This window comes from Streptomyces sp. NPDC012888 (genome assembly GCF_042900645.1).
GTDB lineage: Bacteria > Actinomycetota > Actinomycetes > Streptomycetales > Streptomycetaceae > Streptomyces.
In genome coordinates, this window is sequence record NZ_JBIBBM010000024.1 from 36,356 (window position 1) to 51,624 (window position 15,269).

13 protein-coding genes are annotated in these 15,269 nt (G+C 74.7%); 8 read left to right on the plus strand and 5 right to left on the minus strand.

Annotated elements, in window-relative coordinates; all coding sequences use genetic code 11:
* Positions 1-20: 20 nt before the first annotated feature.
* Together ACFY61_RS31200 and ACFY61_RS31205 are read left to right on the plus strand one after the other, a co-directional pair.
* The gene (locus ACFY61_RS31200; RefSeq protein WP_389477650.1) at positions 21-1,235 is read left to right on the plus strand and encodes an MFS transporter; all 1,215 of its coding nucleotides are present in this window, start codon (positions 21-23) and stop codon (positions 1,233-1,235) included.
* A 215-nt stretch (positions 1,236-1,450) separates the two neighbouring features.
* Positions 1,451-3,130, plus strand: a complete 1,680-nt coding sequence (locus tag ACFY61_RS31205; protein WP_389477652.1) for a glycoside hydrolase family 20 protein — start codon at positions 1,451-1,453, stop codon at positions 3,128-3,130.
* 30 nt (positions 3,131-3,160) lie between these two features.
* On the opposite strand, the gene ACFY61_RS31210 is transcribed toward ACFY61_RS31205, so the two are convergent.
* Positions 3,161-3,973: a glutamate ABC transporter substrate-binding protein gene (locus ACFY61_RS31210; RefSeq protein ID WP_389477731.1), complete on the minus strand. Its 813-nt coding sequence runs from the start codon at positions 3,971-3,973 to the stop codon at positions 3,161-3,163.
* Between the two features lie 144 nt (positions 3,974-4,117).
* On the opposite strand from ACFY61_RS31210, the gene ACFY61_RS31215 reads away from it, so the two are divergent.
* From ACFY61_RS31215 to ACFY61_RS31230, 4 genes are all read left to right on the plus strand, one after another.
* Positions 4,118-5,188, plus strand: coding sequence for a hypothetical protein (locus tag ACFY61_RS31215; RefSeq protein ID WP_389477655.1), 1,071 nt, complete (start codon positions 4,118-4,120; stop codon positions 5,186-5,188).
* A gap of 691 nt (positions 5,189-5,879) precedes the next feature.
* Positions 5,880-7,487 carry a peptide-N4-asparagine amidase gene (locus tag ACFY61_RS31220; protein WP_389477657.1) on the plus strand — a complete coding sequence of 536 codons (1,608 nt, stop codon included), beginning with the start codon at positions 5,880-5,882 and terminating at the stop codon, positions 7,485-7,487.
* 126 nt (positions 7,488-7,613) lie between these two features.
* On the plus strand, positions 7,614-8,111 hold the full coding sequence (gene rraA, locus ACFY61_RS31225; RefSeq protein WP_389477659.1) for a ribonuclease E activity regulator RraA: 498 nt from the start codon (positions 7,614-7,616) through the stop codon (positions 8,109-8,111).
* Positions 8,112-8,166: 55 nt separating this feature from the next.
* Positions 8,167-8,700 carry a TerD family protein gene (locus ACFY61_RS31230; protein ID WP_389477733.1) on the plus strand — a complete coding sequence of 178 codons (534 nt, stop codon included), beginning with the start codon at positions 8,167-8,169 and terminating at the stop codon, positions 8,698-8,700.
* An 87-nt stretch (positions 8,701-8,787) separates the two neighbouring features.
* Here the strand turns inward: ACFY61_RS31230 and ACFY61_RS31235 are convergent, their stop codons facing one another.
* The 4 genes from ACFY61_RS31235 to ACFY61_RS31250 form a co-directional block, all read right to left on the minus strand.
* Positions 8,788-9,495, minus strand: coding sequence for a transglycosylase SLT domain-containing protein (locus ACFY61_RS31235; RefSeq protein ID WP_389477661.1), 708 nt, complete (start codon positions 9,493-9,495; stop codon positions 8,788-8,790).
* A 167-nt stretch (positions 9,496-9,662) separates the two neighbouring features.
* A complete protein-coding gene (locus ACFY61_RS31240) occupies positions 9,663-10,679 on the minus strand; it encodes a phosphotransferase enzyme family protein (RefSeq protein WP_389477663.1) in 1,017 nt (338 codons plus the stop codon).
* Positions 10,676-11,860 carry an NUDIX domain-containing protein gene (locus ACFY61_RS31245; protein WP_389477665.1) on the minus strand — a complete coding sequence of 395 codons (1,185 nt, stop codon included), beginning with the start codon at positions 11,858-11,860 and terminating at the stop codon, positions 10,676-10,678. The genes ACFY61_RS31240 and ACFY61_RS31245 overlap by 4 nt, the downstream gene beginning before the upstream one ends.
* A 178-nt stretch (positions 11,861-12,038) precedes the next feature.
* Complete coding sequence (locus tag ACFY61_RS31250; protein ID WP_389477667.1) at positions 12,039-12,956, minus strand: dihydrodipicolinate synthase family protein; 918 nt, start codon at positions 12,954-12,956, stop codon at positions 12,039-12,041.
* Positions 12,957-13,027: 71 nt separating this feature from the next.
* Between ACFY61_RS31250 and ACFY61_RS31255 the strand changes: the two genes are divergently transcribed.
* Together ACFY61_RS31255 and ACFY61_RS31260 are read left to right on the plus strand one after the other, a co-directional pair.
* Positions 13,028-14,035, plus strand: a complete 1,008-nt coding sequence (locus ACFY61_RS31255; RefSeq protein ID WP_389477669.1) for a LysR family transcriptional regulator — start codon at positions 13,028-13,030, stop codon at positions 14,033-14,035.
* Between the two features lie 43 nt (positions 14,036-14,078).
* Entirely contained in the window at positions 14,079-15,164 is a 1,086-nt protein-coding gene (locus ACFY61_RS31260; RefSeq protein ID WP_389477671.1) for an S-(hydroxymethyl)mycothiol dehydrogenase, read from the plus strand.
* Positions 15,165-15,269 lie beyond the last annotated feature (105 nt).

The window sequence follows — 15,269 nt, forward strand, 5'->3', positions numbered from 1 at the left end:
CCCTCCCAAGGACACCCCACATGCCCCTCGCACTCCTCGCCCTCGCCATCGGCGCCTTCGGCATCGGCACCACCGAGTTCGTGATCATGGGCTTGCTGCCCCAGGTCGCCGCCGACTACGGCGTCTCCATCCCGCTCGCCGGCTACCTCGTCACCGGCTACGCCCTCGGCGTGGTCCTCGGCGCCCCGCTGATGACCGTGCTCGGCACCCGCGTCCCGCGCAAGCGGATGCTGATGCTCCTCATGGGCCTCTTCATCGCCGGAAACCTGCTCTCCGCCCTCGCCCCCGCCTTCGGCCTCATGCTGGCAGGCCGGGTCGTCGCCTCCCTCGCCCACGGCGCCTTCTTCGGCATCGGCGCGGTCGTCGCCGCCGAACTCGTCGCCCCCGAGAAGAAGGCCGGCGCCATCGCCATGATGTTCACCGGCCTCACCGTCGCCAACGTGGTCGGCGTCCCCCTCGGCACCCTCGTCGGCCAGACCGCCGGCTGGCGGGTCACCTTCCTGCTCGTCGCCGCCCTCGGCGTGCTCGGCCTGGCCGGCATCGCCCGCCTCGTACCCGACCTGCCTTCCCGCCGCGGCGGCGTCCGGATCCGCCACGAGCTCGCCGCGTTCCGCAACGTCCAGGTGCTGCTCGCCATGGCGATGACCGTCCTCGGCTTCGGCGGCGTCTTCGCCGCCGTCACCTACATCACGCCGATGATGACCCACGCCGCCGGCTTCGCCGACACCTCCGTGACCTGGCTGCTCGTCCTCTTCGGCCTCGGCATGGTGGGCGGCAACCTGATCGGCGGCCGGTACGCCGACCGCGCGCTGATGCCGATGCTCTACGCCTCCCTCGGCGCCCTCGCCGTGGTCCTCGCCCTGTTCACGCTCACCGCGCACCACAAGGCGGCCGCCGCCGTCACCCTCACCCTGATCGGCGCCCTCGGCTTCGCCACCGTGCCGCCCCTGCAGAAGCGGGTCCTCGACCAGGCGGCCGGTGCCCCCACCCTGGCCTCCGCCGTGAACATCGGCGCGTTCAACCTCGGCAACGCCCTGGCCGCCTGGCTCGGCGGCCTGGTCATCGCCGCCGGTCTCGGCTGGACCGCCCCGAACTGGGTCGGTGCCGCCCTCGCTGCCTCCGCCCTCGGACTCGCCGTGCTCTCCGGAGCCCTGGAACGCCGCACACCCGCCCGCCCGCCCCGAGTCGTAGCCGCCCACACCCCGACCCCGACCCCGGCCCCCACCCGGCACTGACCACCACGCCGACCCCGTCCGGATACCCGGGAAACCGCGCCCCCAGCCACGCCCGGCCCGCAGGCCAAGGCGCTGCCAGGCGTAGGGGCACCCCGCCCGGACCGGCGGGGGCGCGGGCCGCCACCCGGCGCCGTGACGGAGCCCCGTCCACGCCGGACCGGGTCGCGCCGCCCGGCCCGGCGTGCGACGTTGGTTGAGGGGAATACGGGAACGCGATGCACCAGTCAGCCCAGCACGCCGCACACGGCGTCCACCACCGCATCGCGACGGCGACCGCCGCCGCGCTGCTCGTCCTCGCCGTGCCCGGATGCGCCGGCGCCGCCCCCGACGACGGCCGTACCCCGGCCGCCCCGGCCACCAGCCCGCAGGGCAGAGCACCCACCGGCCCCGGGACCGGCCCGGGCACCGCGCCCGCCCCGCCGGCCCCGACCCCGACCACCTCGTACCCGCTGTCCACCGCCCCCACCACCGTCCCCGCCGTACGCGAGCACACCGCCGCCCGCGGCCCCGGCTGGAAACCGGCGCCCGGCGCCCGCGTCGTCGTCGCCGCGGGCAGCCCCGGCCTGGCGGACGAAGGGCGGCTGCTCGCCGGCGAACTGGGCCTGGGCTTCGCCCAGGGGGCCGGCGCGGGCCCCGGCGACGTCGAACTCGCCCTCACCGCCGCCGGCACGGGCACGGGCACGGCCACCCCCGAGTCGTACACGCTGACCGTGCGCGACGGACGGGCCACCGTCACGGGACCCGACGAGGCCGGCGTCTTCTACGGCACGCGCACCCTCAAACAGGCCGTCCGCACCGCCGGTTCCATCGGCGAGGGCACCGTGGCGGACCGCCCCGCCAAACCCCACCGCGGACTCAACCTGGACATCGCGCGCAAACACTTCACCGCCGGATGGATCGAGGACCGGCTCCGGCAGATGGCGGACCTCAAGCTCAACCGGCTCGGCCTGCACTTCTCCGACGACCAGGCCTTCCGCATCGAGTCGACCGGCCACCCGGAGATCGTCTCCACCCCGCACCTCACCAAGGCCGAACTCCGCCGGATCACCGACCTCGCCGCCCGCCTGCACATCGAGGTCGTCCCGGAGATCGACTCGCCCGGCCACCTCGGCGCGGTGCTGCGCGCCCACCCGCAGCTCCAGCTGCGCGACGTCAACGGCCGCGCCGTCAAGGGCGCGGTGGACATCTCGAACCCCGCGGCCGCCCGCCTCGTGGACGAACTCCTCCGCGAGTACCTCCCGCTGTTCCCGGGCAAGTCCTGGCACCTGGGTGCCGACGAGTACCAGGCCCTGGTCGTCCGCGACCCCGAGGCGTCCTTCCCGCAGCTCGCCCGCGCCGCCCGTGAACGCTACGGCGCCGGGGCGCGCGTCCAGGACCTCGCGACGGGCTGGCTGAACGACCGCGCCGCCGTCGTCCGCCCGGCAGGCCGGCAGCCCAGCGCCTGGAACGACGGCTTCTTCACCGGCGGCGTCACCGCTCCCGCACGCGACATCCACGTCGAGTACTGGACCGGCAAGGAGATAGGTGCCCGCCCCCCGCTGCCGTACCTCCAGGAAGGCCGCAAGGTCATCAACCTCAACGACGAGTACCTGTACTACGTCCTCGGCGAACCCAACGAGTTCACCTACCCCACCGGCGAACGGATCTACGAGGAGTGGACCCCGCTGGTGCTGCGCGGCAGCACCCCGGTGCCGGCCCGCTACCAGCCGCAGGTCCTCGGCGCCCGGTTCGCCGTCTGGTGCGACCTGGCCGGATCGCAGACCCAGGACCAGGTGGCCGCCGGCATCCGGCTGCCGCTGGCGGCACTCGCCCAGAAGGTCTGGGACGAGCGGCCGCCGGTGCCGTCCTGGAGCCGGTTCACCGCCCTCGTCGACAAGGCCGCACCGGGCCGCTGACGGCCGGGCGCGCGCCGCCGGCCCGCCGGCTCAGCTGCCCTCGGAGATCGGCGGGGCCGCCTGGGGCTTGTAGCCGGCCGCACCGAAGTTGGCCTGCACGAACCGGTCCCAGGAGCCGTCCTGCACCATCTTGCGCAGCGCGGCGTTGATCTTGGTGCGGAGCTCCTCGTCGCCCTTCTTGACGCCGATGCCGTACTTCTCGTCGCTCAGCTTCAGGCCGGCGAGCTTGAACTTGCCCTGGTTGCCCGCCTGCGCGGCGAAACCGGCCAGGATGGCGTCGTCCGTGGTGATCGCGTCCAGCGTGCTGTCCTTCAGCGCGAACACGCACTCCGAGTAACCACCGAGCTCCAGGATCCCGGCCTTCGGGGCCAGCTTGCTCCGGACGTTCTCCGCGGAGGTGGAACCCGTCACCGAGCACAGGGTCTTGGAGTTCAGGTCCTCGGGCTTGTTGATGCCGGTCTCGGAGGCGCGCATCATCAGGTCCTGGTGGGCGGTGAAGTACGGGCCCGCGAAATCGACCTGCGCCTTGCGCTTCTCGTTGATCGAATAGCTGGCGACGACGAACTCGACCTCGTTGTACTGGAGCATCACCTCCCGGTCGGAGCTGTAGACCTGCTTGAATTCGATCCGGTCCGGCTCGTATCCGAGCTCCTTGGCGACGTACCGGGCCACGTCGACGTCGAACCCGGAGAACTTGCCGCCCGATTCCCGCAGGCCGAGGCCGGGCTGGTCGAACTTGATGCCGATGGTCAGCTTCGGCTTCTCGGAATCGCCTGCACAGCCGGAGGCGGCCAGCACGAGCAGGGTCACTGCGGCGACCGCACCGGCCTTGGGAACCTTCATCATGGACTCTCTTCGAACGAAACGTGGCTCGGAAGGAAGCTAGAAGGGTTGTCAACGCAGCGTCACTAGATCTGAGGAAGACTTGAGGATAACGATCCGGTTCTGCGGAAATCCTCCGGCGGCGGCCGGGCGGGGGCGAAAGGGGTGGCTGTGACGAGTTCTGTCCGAATCGACGGAAATGCTCTGCTGCTGGGGGGAGGGGTCCGGGTCCGGTTCGTCCGGACGCTGCGACTGCCCGAATCGGGCACCCATCCGCTGCCGCCGGGCATCGGCGAGTTCCCGCTGCGGAGGGTGGAGGACCACCCCGACACGGTCCCCGCGGAGTGGCGCGAGCGCGGCGGGGTCATCCTGCCGGTGTACCTGCGGGAGGCGATGTGGCTGAGCTTCACCGGCACGCGGGAGCCGGCCGCGCTCCAGGTGGGCGTCGGCAAGGTCTGCGCGGTGTCGGGGGAGCGGTGGACCGGCAGGCTGGCCCGCGATCCACAGAACTACCTGGTGCTGCCCCGGCAGCCGTGGCTGGACGGCATCAACTCCGGAAAGGGCACGGTGCGGCAGTTCGTCGCGGTGCCGCTGGGGATGGGTGCGACCGTGGAGGGCCAGGTCACGGGTGAGGAGACCACCGGCGGGGTGCAGCTGCAGGCCTTCCCGCTGGCCGGGCCGCGGCTCGCCGCGTGGCGGGAGGAGCAGGCGCGGCTCGCCGAGGCACGGGCACGGAGCCTGGCCCCCGGCGCCCGGCCCGGGCCCCCCGCGCCGGCCCCCGCCCCCGGCGGCTTCGGCGGGCCGGTGCCCCCGCCCGCCCCGATGGCCGCGCCGGCGGCACCCGCGGCGCCGGCCGCGCCCGCGGCCATGGGCCTCGGCGTGGGCGGCTCCCTCACGCAGGAGGTCTACCAGGACGAACGCCCGCTGACCGACTGGTCCGAGGAGTCGGCGGGCCGGGTCTTCGTCCACCTCGTCAGCCCGCCGGAGTGGAGCCGGATCACGGGCGAGCCGGCACCGCCCTCCCCGGTGGACCGGGCCGCGTACACCCGGGCCGGGCTGCCCTGGTTCGACTACTACGACGCGGACGCCACGGACCTGCCGCCCACCGGCACGCTGGGCGCGGTCAAGCCGGTCGGCGACTGGCTCGGCGAGGACCACACCCCCTGGGTCCCGCCCCTCCCCGGCCAAGTCCTCCCCCTGGGCGACCCCAAACCCATCACCGACGGCAACTGGTAACCCACCGGCCCGCCCCTCCGCCACCCGTGCCCGGCCCCGCGATCCCCCCCGGGGCCGGGGCGGCCCCGCTCAACCGCCGCCCGGGCGGGCGCCGCCCGCTCAATCGCCGCTCGGGCTTGGTCTGCGGGGCGGTGCGTGGTCCTGCGGGCCGGTGCCGGGTGGGCACTTCCAGCCCCTCCGGCGTTTGAGGAGCGGGGTGCGGGGCGGAGCCCCGTGTGCCCGGGCGGAGCGTTGGCTGCGCGGCCTTGGCTCCGCCGGGGCCCGCTCAAGCGCCGCTCGGGCTTGGTCGGCCGGGCGGGGCATGATCCTGCGGGCCGGTTCCGGGTGGGGAAATCCAGCCCCTCCGGCGTTTGAGGAGCGGGGTATGGGGCGGAGCCCTGTGTGCTCGGGCGGAGCGTTGGCTGCGCGGCTGTGGCTCCGCCGGGGCCCGCTCAATCGCCGCTCGGGCTTGGGGGGCCCGCCGGGGTGTGGTCCTGCGGGCCGGGGCCGGGTGGGCACTTCCAGCCCCTCCGGCGTTTGAGGCGCAGGGTAGTGGACGGCTCCCCGTGGGGTCGGGCGGAGCTCGGCAGCTTGGCTTCGCGTGCCGCCGGGCAGGGGCGTGCCGCCTCGCCGGAGGCCGGCGGCGGGAACCGGCCGGGCGCGGCCGCGGGGCCTGGCGGGGCGGGGCCCGGCCCCGGTTCACTGCCGGGCCATGACACGACACCGGCTCCGCACCCTGCTCGGCGCCCTGCTGCTGGCCACCGCACTCGGCACCGCCGCCACGCCCGCCGCCGCAACCCCCACCCCACCCCCCGAGTTCGGCAGCGACTGGCACGACCCGCTCACCGCCGCCCCACCCGTCGACCGCCCCTCCACCCCCTCCTGCACGCTCACCCTCGCCGAAGCGCAGTTCCGCGACTTCACCCCCTACCGCGGCAGCTACACGCCGCCGGCCGACTGCGGCACCCGCTGGGCCAAGGTGGTGCTCCGCCTCGACGGCAAGGTCAAGGGCCGCCAGTACGACCGGCTCGGCAACCTCACCCTCGGCGGCGTCGAGATCCTCCGTACCTCCACCCCCCAGCCCTCCCCGGACGGCATCACCTGGTCCGTGGAGAAGGACGTCACCCACTACCGCGACACCCTCAGCCGCGAACAGCCCGTCGAGATGCTCATCGGCAACGTGGTGAACGACACCTACACCGGCGTCATCGACGTCAAGGTCACGCTCACCTTCCACGCCGCCGAAGGCACCCCCGCCGGAGCGGCCCGCACCCCCGACCGCGTCCTCCCGGTCACCGGGCAGCCCGTCACCCTGCCCCGCAACTCCGAACGCGTCCTCGCCGAGGTGTACGCCACCGGCTCCGGCGGCGGCTGCGAGGAGTACTGGTACCTGACCGTCCCCGACCCCGCGCCGTACTCCTGCACCGCGCCCGCCGGCCCCCACCGCGAGGTGCGGATCAGCGTGGACGGCCGCCTCGCCGGCATCGCCGCGCCCTTCCCCACCGTATGGACCGGCGGCTGGTCCAACCCGTTCCTCTGGTACGTGACCCCCGCCCCCCGCGCCTTCGACGTGCAGCCCGTCGTCTACGACCTCACCCCCTTCGCCGCCCTCCTCAACGACGGCCGCCCGCACCGCGTCGAGGTGTCCGTGGCCGGAGTGCCCGAGGGGCGGCCGGGCTGGAGCGCCCCCGTCAACCTGCTGCTGTGGCTGGACGCCGGCCGGAGCGTGGTCACCGGCGCGCTGACCCGGCACGAGGAGGGTGATCCGGCCAATTCCAGCCGCCACACCCCGCCTTCCTCCACCGGCGGCGAGCACCGCGTGGACAGCGCTGCCGGGCACCGGCTGACCGTCGCCGGCCACCTCGACACCTCGCACGGCCGGATCACCACCACCGTCACCCGGTCCGTGAGCCACAGCTCCGCGCACCGCTGGACCGAGGGCGAGGACCGGGACGCCTTCACCGGCACCTGGACCGACCACGAGACCGTCGCCCACGGCGGCCGCACCACCCGCACCCACCGCACGTACACCATGGACGGCACCACGACCGTCGGCGCCGACGCCCGCCTGCGCACCGTGATCGGCCTCGCCGACCGGGCGCACGTCCTCACCCTGCGGGACGGCGCCGCGCCCACCGTCTCGCAGCTCGACCACACCTACACCGGCGACGCCACGTACACCACGGGGGTGCCGCGCGACCAGAGGCACGCGGTGGGCACCAGCTCGGAGCGCTACCGCCTGACGGGTACCGCCGGCTGCTACGACCGGACGGTCGCCACCGCACAGGGCACCGTCACCGAGGACCGTCGCCGGTGCTGAGCCGCTGAGCGCTGAGCGCTGGGCCGCTGAGCCGCTGAGCGGGTGAGCGGGGACGGGAGGCGCGCAGGGGGGCGTGCGAGGATGGCCGGAGATCACCGGAACAGCACTTCAGAGAGGGCCGCCGAGATGCCGGACGCCGCCGCCGTCGCCCCCCTGCCCACCGCCGACGCCTACGACGAGTACGGCGAGCGGCTGGCCATCTGCGAGACGAGGTTCAGCCAGGCCGGCGGGCGCCGCGTGTTCGCCGGCCGGATCCGGACGCTGGAGTGCCACGAGGACAACGCGTTGCTGCGCGAGCTGGTGAACTCGCCCGGCGAGGGCGCGGTGCTGGTGGTGGACGGCGGCGGCTCGCTGCGGACGGCCCTGGTCGGCGACCTCATCGCCGGAGCGGCCGAGCGCAACGGCTGGGCCGGGCTGGTCATCCACGGCGCGGTCCGGGACAGCGTGGCCCTCGGCGGGCTCGACCTGGGAATCAAGGTGCTCGGCACAGTGCCGCGGAAGAGCGGCAAGACCGGCGCGGGCACGGTCGACACGCCGGTCACGTTCGGCGGGGTCACCTTCCGCCCCGGGGACACCCTGTTCGCGGACGACGACGGCGTCGTGGTGCTGCCCGCCGAGGGGTAGGGTTGAACTCCCGGTCGTCGAGGGGGAGTCGAGTCCGATGAGTTCGATGAATCCGCTGAGTGGTGTCAGCAAGGGGCTGCGCAAGGTCGAGGTCGCGCTGAAGTGGGACCCGAGCCCGCTCGGTGCCGCGCCGCACGACCTGGACATCGTCGCCGCCGTCTACGGGGCGGACGACCCGCACGGAACCCCGGTCCACCTGGTGCACTTCGGCAACCGGGCGCCGGACGGCACCATCACCCTGGACCGGGACAGCCGCACCGGCCAGGGATTCGGCTTCGACGAGGTGATGACCCTCGAACTCGACCGCATGGCACCGGCGTTGCGCCGGGTCGTGGTCGGTGTGGTCGTCCAGCGGGAGGCGGGGGAGGAGAAGGGGAAGACCTTCCGCGACGTTCCCGGGACCGTCGTCAGGATCCGCGAGGGCCACCGGGACCTGATGCTCGGGGATTTCCGGTCCGCCGCAGACGCGTCAGCGGCCACCGTCGCAGAATTCGCCCGCGATTCCTCGGATTCCTGGCAGCCGAACCTCCGGGTCCGCGGTTTCGCCGTGGACCCGGAGGAATTCGTCCGGGTGATGGGCCGGGCTTAGTTTCCGACCTGCCCCCCGGAGCCCGGAACCGGAACCGGACCCGGACTTCGGCCGCCGGGCCGGCCCCGGGCCGGATATGCCGGTCCGTCAGTAAGGGCCGTTCACATTGTCGATGGAGCCGTAGCGGTCGGCCGCGTAGTTGCTCGCCGCGACGATGTTGGCGACCGGGTCGTACTGGTCGAACTTGGTGCCCGCCACGTGGTAGGCCTTGAACGTCGGGTAGATGACCTGGAGCAGGCCCTTGCTCGGGACACCGTTCTGGGCGTTGATGTCCCAGTTGTTGATCGCCCGCGGGTTGCCGGAGGACTCGCGCATGATGTTGCGGTGGATCCCCTCGTAACTGCCGGGGATTCCTTCCTTCTTCATGATGGCGAGGGACTGCCGGATCCATCCGTCCAGGTTGTTCGCGTACGTGGCCGGCGCCGTACGGGCGGCCGAGCGGTCGGCGCGGGCGGGAGCGGCGGCCCGGTCGGCCGTGGCGGCGCCGCCGCCGAGCTTGAGCTTCAGGCCCGGGCGGATCAGCGACGGGTCGGACCCGATGGCCGCGCGGTTGTCCTCGTAGATCTTCTTCCAGCCGCCGGCCACCGAATGCTTTTCCGCGATCTTCGAAAGCGTGTCGCCGGCGGCCACGGAATACGTCGTGGTGGCGGCGGTGGCCTTGGCCGGCGCGGCGGCGGCCGCGCCGCCCGCGCTGATCAGCGGCAGGGTGAGTGCGGCGCCGCCGGTACCGGCAAGCATGAATCCGCGGGAGAGCGGGTTGTTCTTGGGGCGGCGGTGCTTGCCTTTTCCGGCCATGCGCAATTCCTTAGGCGGGGGGAGGACCCATCGGGATTGCGGTGACCGTAGAACAGCGGAGATGACCGGAACAAGGCCTGAATTGGCGAATATGATTCCTCTCACTGATCAATTCCCGTAATGCCCGATTCGCCACCCGCGCGAAGGGATGAACCGGACATCTCCCATTAAATAATTGCTTTCCGCACCGCCAATTCGGCCTCCGGAAGGCGCTCCAGCAGGATCCCCAGGGCCCGGTCCCGGTGCAGCGCGTACGTCCGCAGCGACCGGGTCACCGCCCCCGGCCGGTCGAGCGGCACGTCCAGCGGGTGGACCGACTCCGCCAGCGCGCACAGTGCCACCCGCGGCACGGCCGCCAGCTCCTCGGCCGGAAGCCCCGGACGCCCCTCCCGGTACGCCGCGATCAGCCGCGCCAGCCCGTCCGGCCAGTCCTCCCGCGTCACCACCGTCCGCGGATCGCAGCCGATCCGCGCGATCTCCCACACCGCCGCCCGCGGCCGCGGCGGACGGAAGTCCACCAGCGCCGCGACCTCTGCCCCGCGCAGCAGCAGGTTCGGCGCTGCCAGGTCCCCGTGCACCACCTGCACCGTCAGCCGGGCCGGCAGCGCCCCCGCCAGCGCGGCGACCCGTGGCAGCAGCCCCAGCCGCTCCCGGGCCACGGCCAGCGCCCAGCCCTCGAAGCCCTCCCGCGGCCGTTCCCCGTACCGGCCGATCAGCCCGCGCAGCCTGCGGGCGCTGCGCCCCGCCTCGAAGACCTCCGCCCGGGGCGCGGCGCGCGGTCCGCCCACCGGGTGCCGGGCCAGGGCCGTGTGCAGCCGCGCCAGGGCCGTGCCGACCGCCGCCCAGCGGCCGCCGTGCAACCCGCCCTCCGCGGTCTCCGCGTCCCCGACGTACGAGGAGACCGACACCGCGGCCCCCGGACCCCGGACCACCGGCCGGCCGTCGGGCCCGGCCCGCACCAGCGGCACGGGGACCCCCGCCCGGGCCGCGAACCGGCCCAGCTCCAGGGCCCGTTCCTCGGCCCCCAGGTCGGCGTGCGGCGGGTAGCACTTCACGAACCACCGGCCGCCGTCGGCCCCGGTCACCACGTGGTTCACCGTCTCCGTACCCGCCGGCGCGGGCTCGGCCGACCGCGCGTCCAGCCCGTACGCCTCCGCCAGCAGCAGCGCCACCGCCGGGTTCACCGCGCCTCCCCGCCGGAGCCGGTGCTGCTGCCGGTGCCGGTGCCGGAGCCGGGGCCGGTGCGGGAGCCGCCCGCCGGCGTCCACGGCCGCCCGCCGTACAGTTCCAGTGGCCCGGTGCCCTCCCGCAGGGCCTGCAGGCAGGCCTCGATCCGCCGCCGCAGCTTCGGTTTCACCAGACCCGGGAGTTCCTCCGCGGCGGCCGTGCGCCACTGCCGCAGCTCGGCCGGGGGCAACCGGACGGCCGCCAGCGCCGCCTCGTCCAGCACCCCGCCGTCGTAGGCGAACGCCACCCGCGCCGGATACGGGGCGTGGCCCGTCCAGTTCACGGCGAGCAGCCGCCCCGGCTCCACGTCCAGCCCGAGCTCCTCGCGGCACTCCCGCCGCGCACCCTCGCGCGGGGTCTCCCCGCTCTCGCTCTCCACCCCTCCGCCCGGCAACTGCCAACGCCCGTCGGCCCGGTAGGCCGGCTGAACCAGCAGGACCCGGCCGGCCGCGTCGGTGAACAGCATGTGCGCGGCCGTGAACGCCTTGGGCCGGCTGGCACGGTGGCTCGCCCGGTCGAACGCGCCGGCGTGCTCCAGCTCCGCCCGCCGCGCCGCGTCCAGCGCGGCCGGGGACCCCGGCTGCGGCACGCCGTCCACCAGGTGCGCGACGGACCCGGCGTACAGGGCGGCCAGCCCGGCCCGCAGCCGCGGCGCGATCCGCGCGGGCAGCAGTCCGCCGGCCTCCTCCGGCAGCCGCCACTGCGTCGCGGTCACCTCCCCGTCCGCGAACGAGATCCCGGCGGCCTGCTCCCGGGACAGCGGCCCCACCAGGTACACGTGCACCACCAGGGCCCGGCCCAGCCCGGCGGGGCCCCGCGAATCCACCGCGAGCAGCCGCCCGACCGGAAGGTCCAGCCCCAGTTCCTCCCGCAACTCGCGGGCAAGCCCCTGCTCGGGGGTCTCGTCGTCCTCGACGGTGCCGCCGGGCAGCTCCAGCCCCTCCTTGTAGGACGGGGTCAGCAGCAGCACCCGCCCGGCGCCGTCCAGGACGATCCCGGTGGCCGCGACGAGCGGAGCCGGCTGCGCGGCGTAGTACGCCCGCACCTCCTCCGGGGTGCGGCGGAACCCACTGGCCGGCCCCTGGCCGGCGGCGCCGGAGCCGCCCCCGCCCGGACCGGGCACTTCGGACCCGGACACCCGCGGACGGGATCCTCCGGGATCGGGCCCTCCGGGACCGGGCCCTCCGCGACCGGGGGCGTTCGGATCGGGCTCGTTCGTACCGGGCGGCGTGTGCACGGGCGGCTCCTCGTGGACGGGGCGACACCGCTCCAACGCCCGCGGCACCGGTCCTGACACGGCCCCGACCGGCCCGACCTCATCCGGTCGCCGCGAGCTCCGCCACCCGGCCCAGCGCCACGGCCACGGTGTCCGGCCCGGCCGGCAGCAGCGGCAGCCGTACGTACGGACTCGGGATCCGGCCCTGCGCGTGCAGCACCCCCTTCACCACCGCCGGGTTGGGCTCGGCGAACGCCGCCGACGCCAGCCGCGCCAGCCGGTGGCCCAGCCCGCGCGCCCGCGCCACGTCGCCGTCCCGCCACAGCCGCGCCAGCTCCACGAACCGGCCCGTCGCCAGGTGGGCGGAGGCGAGGATGCCGCCGGCCGCGCCCAGCGCCAGCATGGGGGACAGGTACGCGTCGTCGCCCGCCAGCACGGCGAACCCCGGCGGCAGGTCCCCGAGCAGCTCCACCGTGTCCGGGCCGATGCCCCCGCCCGCGTACTTGACCCCGGTGACCCCGGGCAGCTCCGCGATCGCCCGCAGCGTCGCCGCGTCCAGCGCCAGTCCGGTCCGGTACGGGATGTGGTAGACGACCAGCGGCACGGGCGAGGCCGCGGCCAGCCGCTCGAAGTGCGCGACCACACCGGCCGGCGAGGGCCGTACGAAGGCCGGCACCGTCACCAGCGCCGCCCGGACCTGCGGCCACCGGCCGAGCCGGGCCAGCGCCGCCTCCCCGGACCGGGTGTCGCTCCCGCCCGCGCCCACCGTCAGCGGGACGCCGCGCTGCCCGCAGACGCGGGCGCAGACGTCGACGACCAGATCGCGTTCGGCCGGGTCGAGGGCGGCGGCCTCGCCGGTGGTGCCGAGCGCCACCAGGCCGGTGGCTCCCGCGTCGAGCACCTCGTGCGCGAGCGACTCCAATGCGCCGGGGGCCACCTCGCCGGAGTCGGTGAACGGGGTGACGAGCGGGACGTGGATCCCGCCCGGAAAGAAGGGTGCGTCGATGTCCTGTGCCATGCGGACGAGCTTGCCCCGGGCGGACCGCCGAATCCAGTTCGCGTTCCTTACCGGAACCGTAAGCTGAGCCGATGCTCGACGTACGACGCCTGCGCCTGCTGCGCGAACTCGCCCGCCGCGGCACCATTGCCGCCGTGGCCGAAGCCCTCGCGTTCAGCCCATCGGCCGTGTCCCAGCAACTCGGCGTGCTGGAACGCGAGGCCGGACTCCCGCTGCTGGAACGCACCGGCCGCCGGGTCCGGCTCACCCCGGCCGGCGAGAACCTGGTCCGGCACGCCGAGGCCGTACTGGAACGGCTGGAACAGGCCGAAGCGGAACTGGCCGAAGCGCGCGGCGGGCTGGCCGGAGTACTGCGGATCGGGGCGTTCCCCACCGCCACCCGGGCCATCGTGCCCGCCGCCCTGGTCACGCTGGCCCGCCACCACCCCCGGCTGGAACCCATGGTCAGCGAGACCGACCCGGCGGGCGTGGCGCACGCCCTGCGGGCCGGGGACCTGGACGTCGCCCTGGTCCACGCCTACGACTTCGTCCCCGCTCCGGACGAACCGGGCCTGACCACGCGGCCCTTGTACGCCGAATCGATGTACCTGGCGGTCCCGGCGCCCGACCCCGCGCGGGAACCGGGGGAGCGGGGCGAGCGGCCGGAACCGGGGGAGCCGGGGGAACTGGGGGAGCGGCCGGAACCGGGGGAGCCGGCGGACCCGGACGCCGTACCCGGCCAGTCCGAGGTCCTCGCGCCCTGGAGCGGAGCCCCCTGGATCACCGCCACCCCGGGCACCCTCTGCCACGCCATGACCGTACGGGCCTGCCAGGCGGCCGGGTTCGCGCCCCGGATCCGCCACCAGGCCGACGAGTTCGCCACCGTCCTGGCCCTCGTCGCCGCCGGCCAGGGCGTGGCCGTGGTCCCGCAACTGGGCATCCCGGCCGCGCACGCGGATCCCGCCGTCCGGCTCACCCGGCTGGCGATGCAGCGCCGCACCCTGATCGCGTTCCGCAGCGGCTCCGGCGGCCACCCGGCGGTGGCCGCTTTCGGCGCCGCGCTGCGCGAGGCCGTACCGCCCGAACTCCTGCGGGGGTAACGTGCCGACGGCCGGGACACAACCGAGAAGAACGGGGCAGGACGTGGCACATCGCGTACGAGGGGTCATCGCGCGGGGCAAGGGCGCACCGGTGGAGACGACGACGATCCTGGTGCCCGACCCGGGGCCGGGCGAGGCCTTGGTCGACGTGCAGGCCTGCGGGGTCTGCCACACCGACCTGCACTACCGGGAGGGCGGCATCAACGACGAGTTCCCGTTCCTGCTCGGCCACGAGGCGGCGGGGGTGGTCTCGGCGGTCGGCCCCGACGTCACCTCGGTCGCGCCGGGGGACTTCGTGATCCTCAACTGGCGTGCGGTGTGCGGGGATTGCCGGGCCTGTCGGCGCGGCCGGCCCTGGTACTGCTTCGCCACGCACAACGCGACGCAGCCCATGACCCTGGAGGACGGCACCCCGCTGTCCCCGGCGCTCGGCATCGGCGCCTTCGCCGAGAAGACGCTGGTCGCCGCCGGCCAGTGCACCAAGGTGGACCCGGCCGCGTCACCGGCCGCCGCCGGCCTGCTCGGCTGCGGGGTGATGGCCGGCCTGGGCGCCGCCCTCAACACGGGCGGGGTGGGGCGGGGCGACTCGGTCGCCGTCATCGGCTGCGGGGGAGTGGGCAACGCGGCGGTCGCCGGAGCCCGGCTCGCGGGCGCCTCGAAGATCATCGCGGTCGACCTCGACGAACGGAAACTCGACTGGGCGAAGGGCCTGGGCGCCACCCACACCGTCAACGGCCGTACCGAAGACGTGGTCAAAGCGGTCCAGGCGCTCACCGACGGCCACGGCGCGGACGTGGTCATCGACGCGGTCGGCCGCCCCGAGACCTACGAGCAGGCCTTCTACGCGAGGGACCTGGCCGGCACGGTCGTCCTGGTGGGCGTACCCACCCCCGACATGCGCCTCGACCTCCCCCTCCTCGACGTCTTCGGCCGCGGCGGCGCCCTGAAGTCCTCCTGGTACGGCGACTGCCTCCCGGAACGCGACTTCCCGGTCCTGATCGACCTCTACCTCCAGGGCCGCCTCGACCTGGACGCCTTCGTCTCCGAACGCATCCCCCTGGACGCGGTGGAAGAGGCCTTCACCCGCATGTCCCGGGGCGAAGTCCTCCGCTCGGTGGTCGAACTCTGACCGGGGGGCCCCGGGGCCCCGCCCGGCCCCCGGCCCCCCCCCCCCGCCCCCCCCCCCCGGGGGGGGCCCCCCCCGGAACCCCCCCCCCCCCCCCCCCCCCCACCC

Coding starts and splice junctions, on each gene's coding strand:
- ACFY61_RS31220 (WP_389477657.1), top strand. CDS start 5,880: ATGACACGACACCGGCTCCGCACCCTGCTCGGCGCCCTGCTGCTGGCC.
- ACFY61_RS31205 (WP_389477652.1), top strand. CDS start 1,451: ATGCACCAGTCAGCCCAGCACGCCGCACACGGCGTCCACCACCGCATC.
- ACFY61_RS31210 (WP_389477731.1), bottom strand. CDS start 3,973: ATGAAGGTTCCCAAGGCCGGTGCGGTCGCCGCAGTGACCCTGCTCGTG.
- ACFY61_RS31255 (WP_389477669.1), top strand. CDS start 13,028: ATGCTCGACGTACGACGCCTGCGCCTGCTGCGCGAACTCGCCCGCCGC.
- ACFY61_RS31200 (WP_389477650.1), top strand. CDS start 21: ATGCCCCTCGCACTCCTCGCCCTCGCCATCGGCGCCTTCGGCATCGGC.
- rraA (WP_389477659.1), top strand. CDS start 7,614: ATGCCGGACGCCGCCGCCGTCGCCCCCCTGCCCACCGCCGACGCCTAC.
- ACFY61_RS31235 (WP_389477661.1), bottom strand. CDS start 9,495: ATGGCCGGAAAAGGCAAGCACCGCCGCCCCAAGAACAACCCGCTCTCC.
- ACFY61_RS31250 (WP_389477667.1), bottom strand. CDS start 12,956: ATGGCACAGGACATCGACGCACCCTTCTTTCCGGGCGGGATCCACGTC.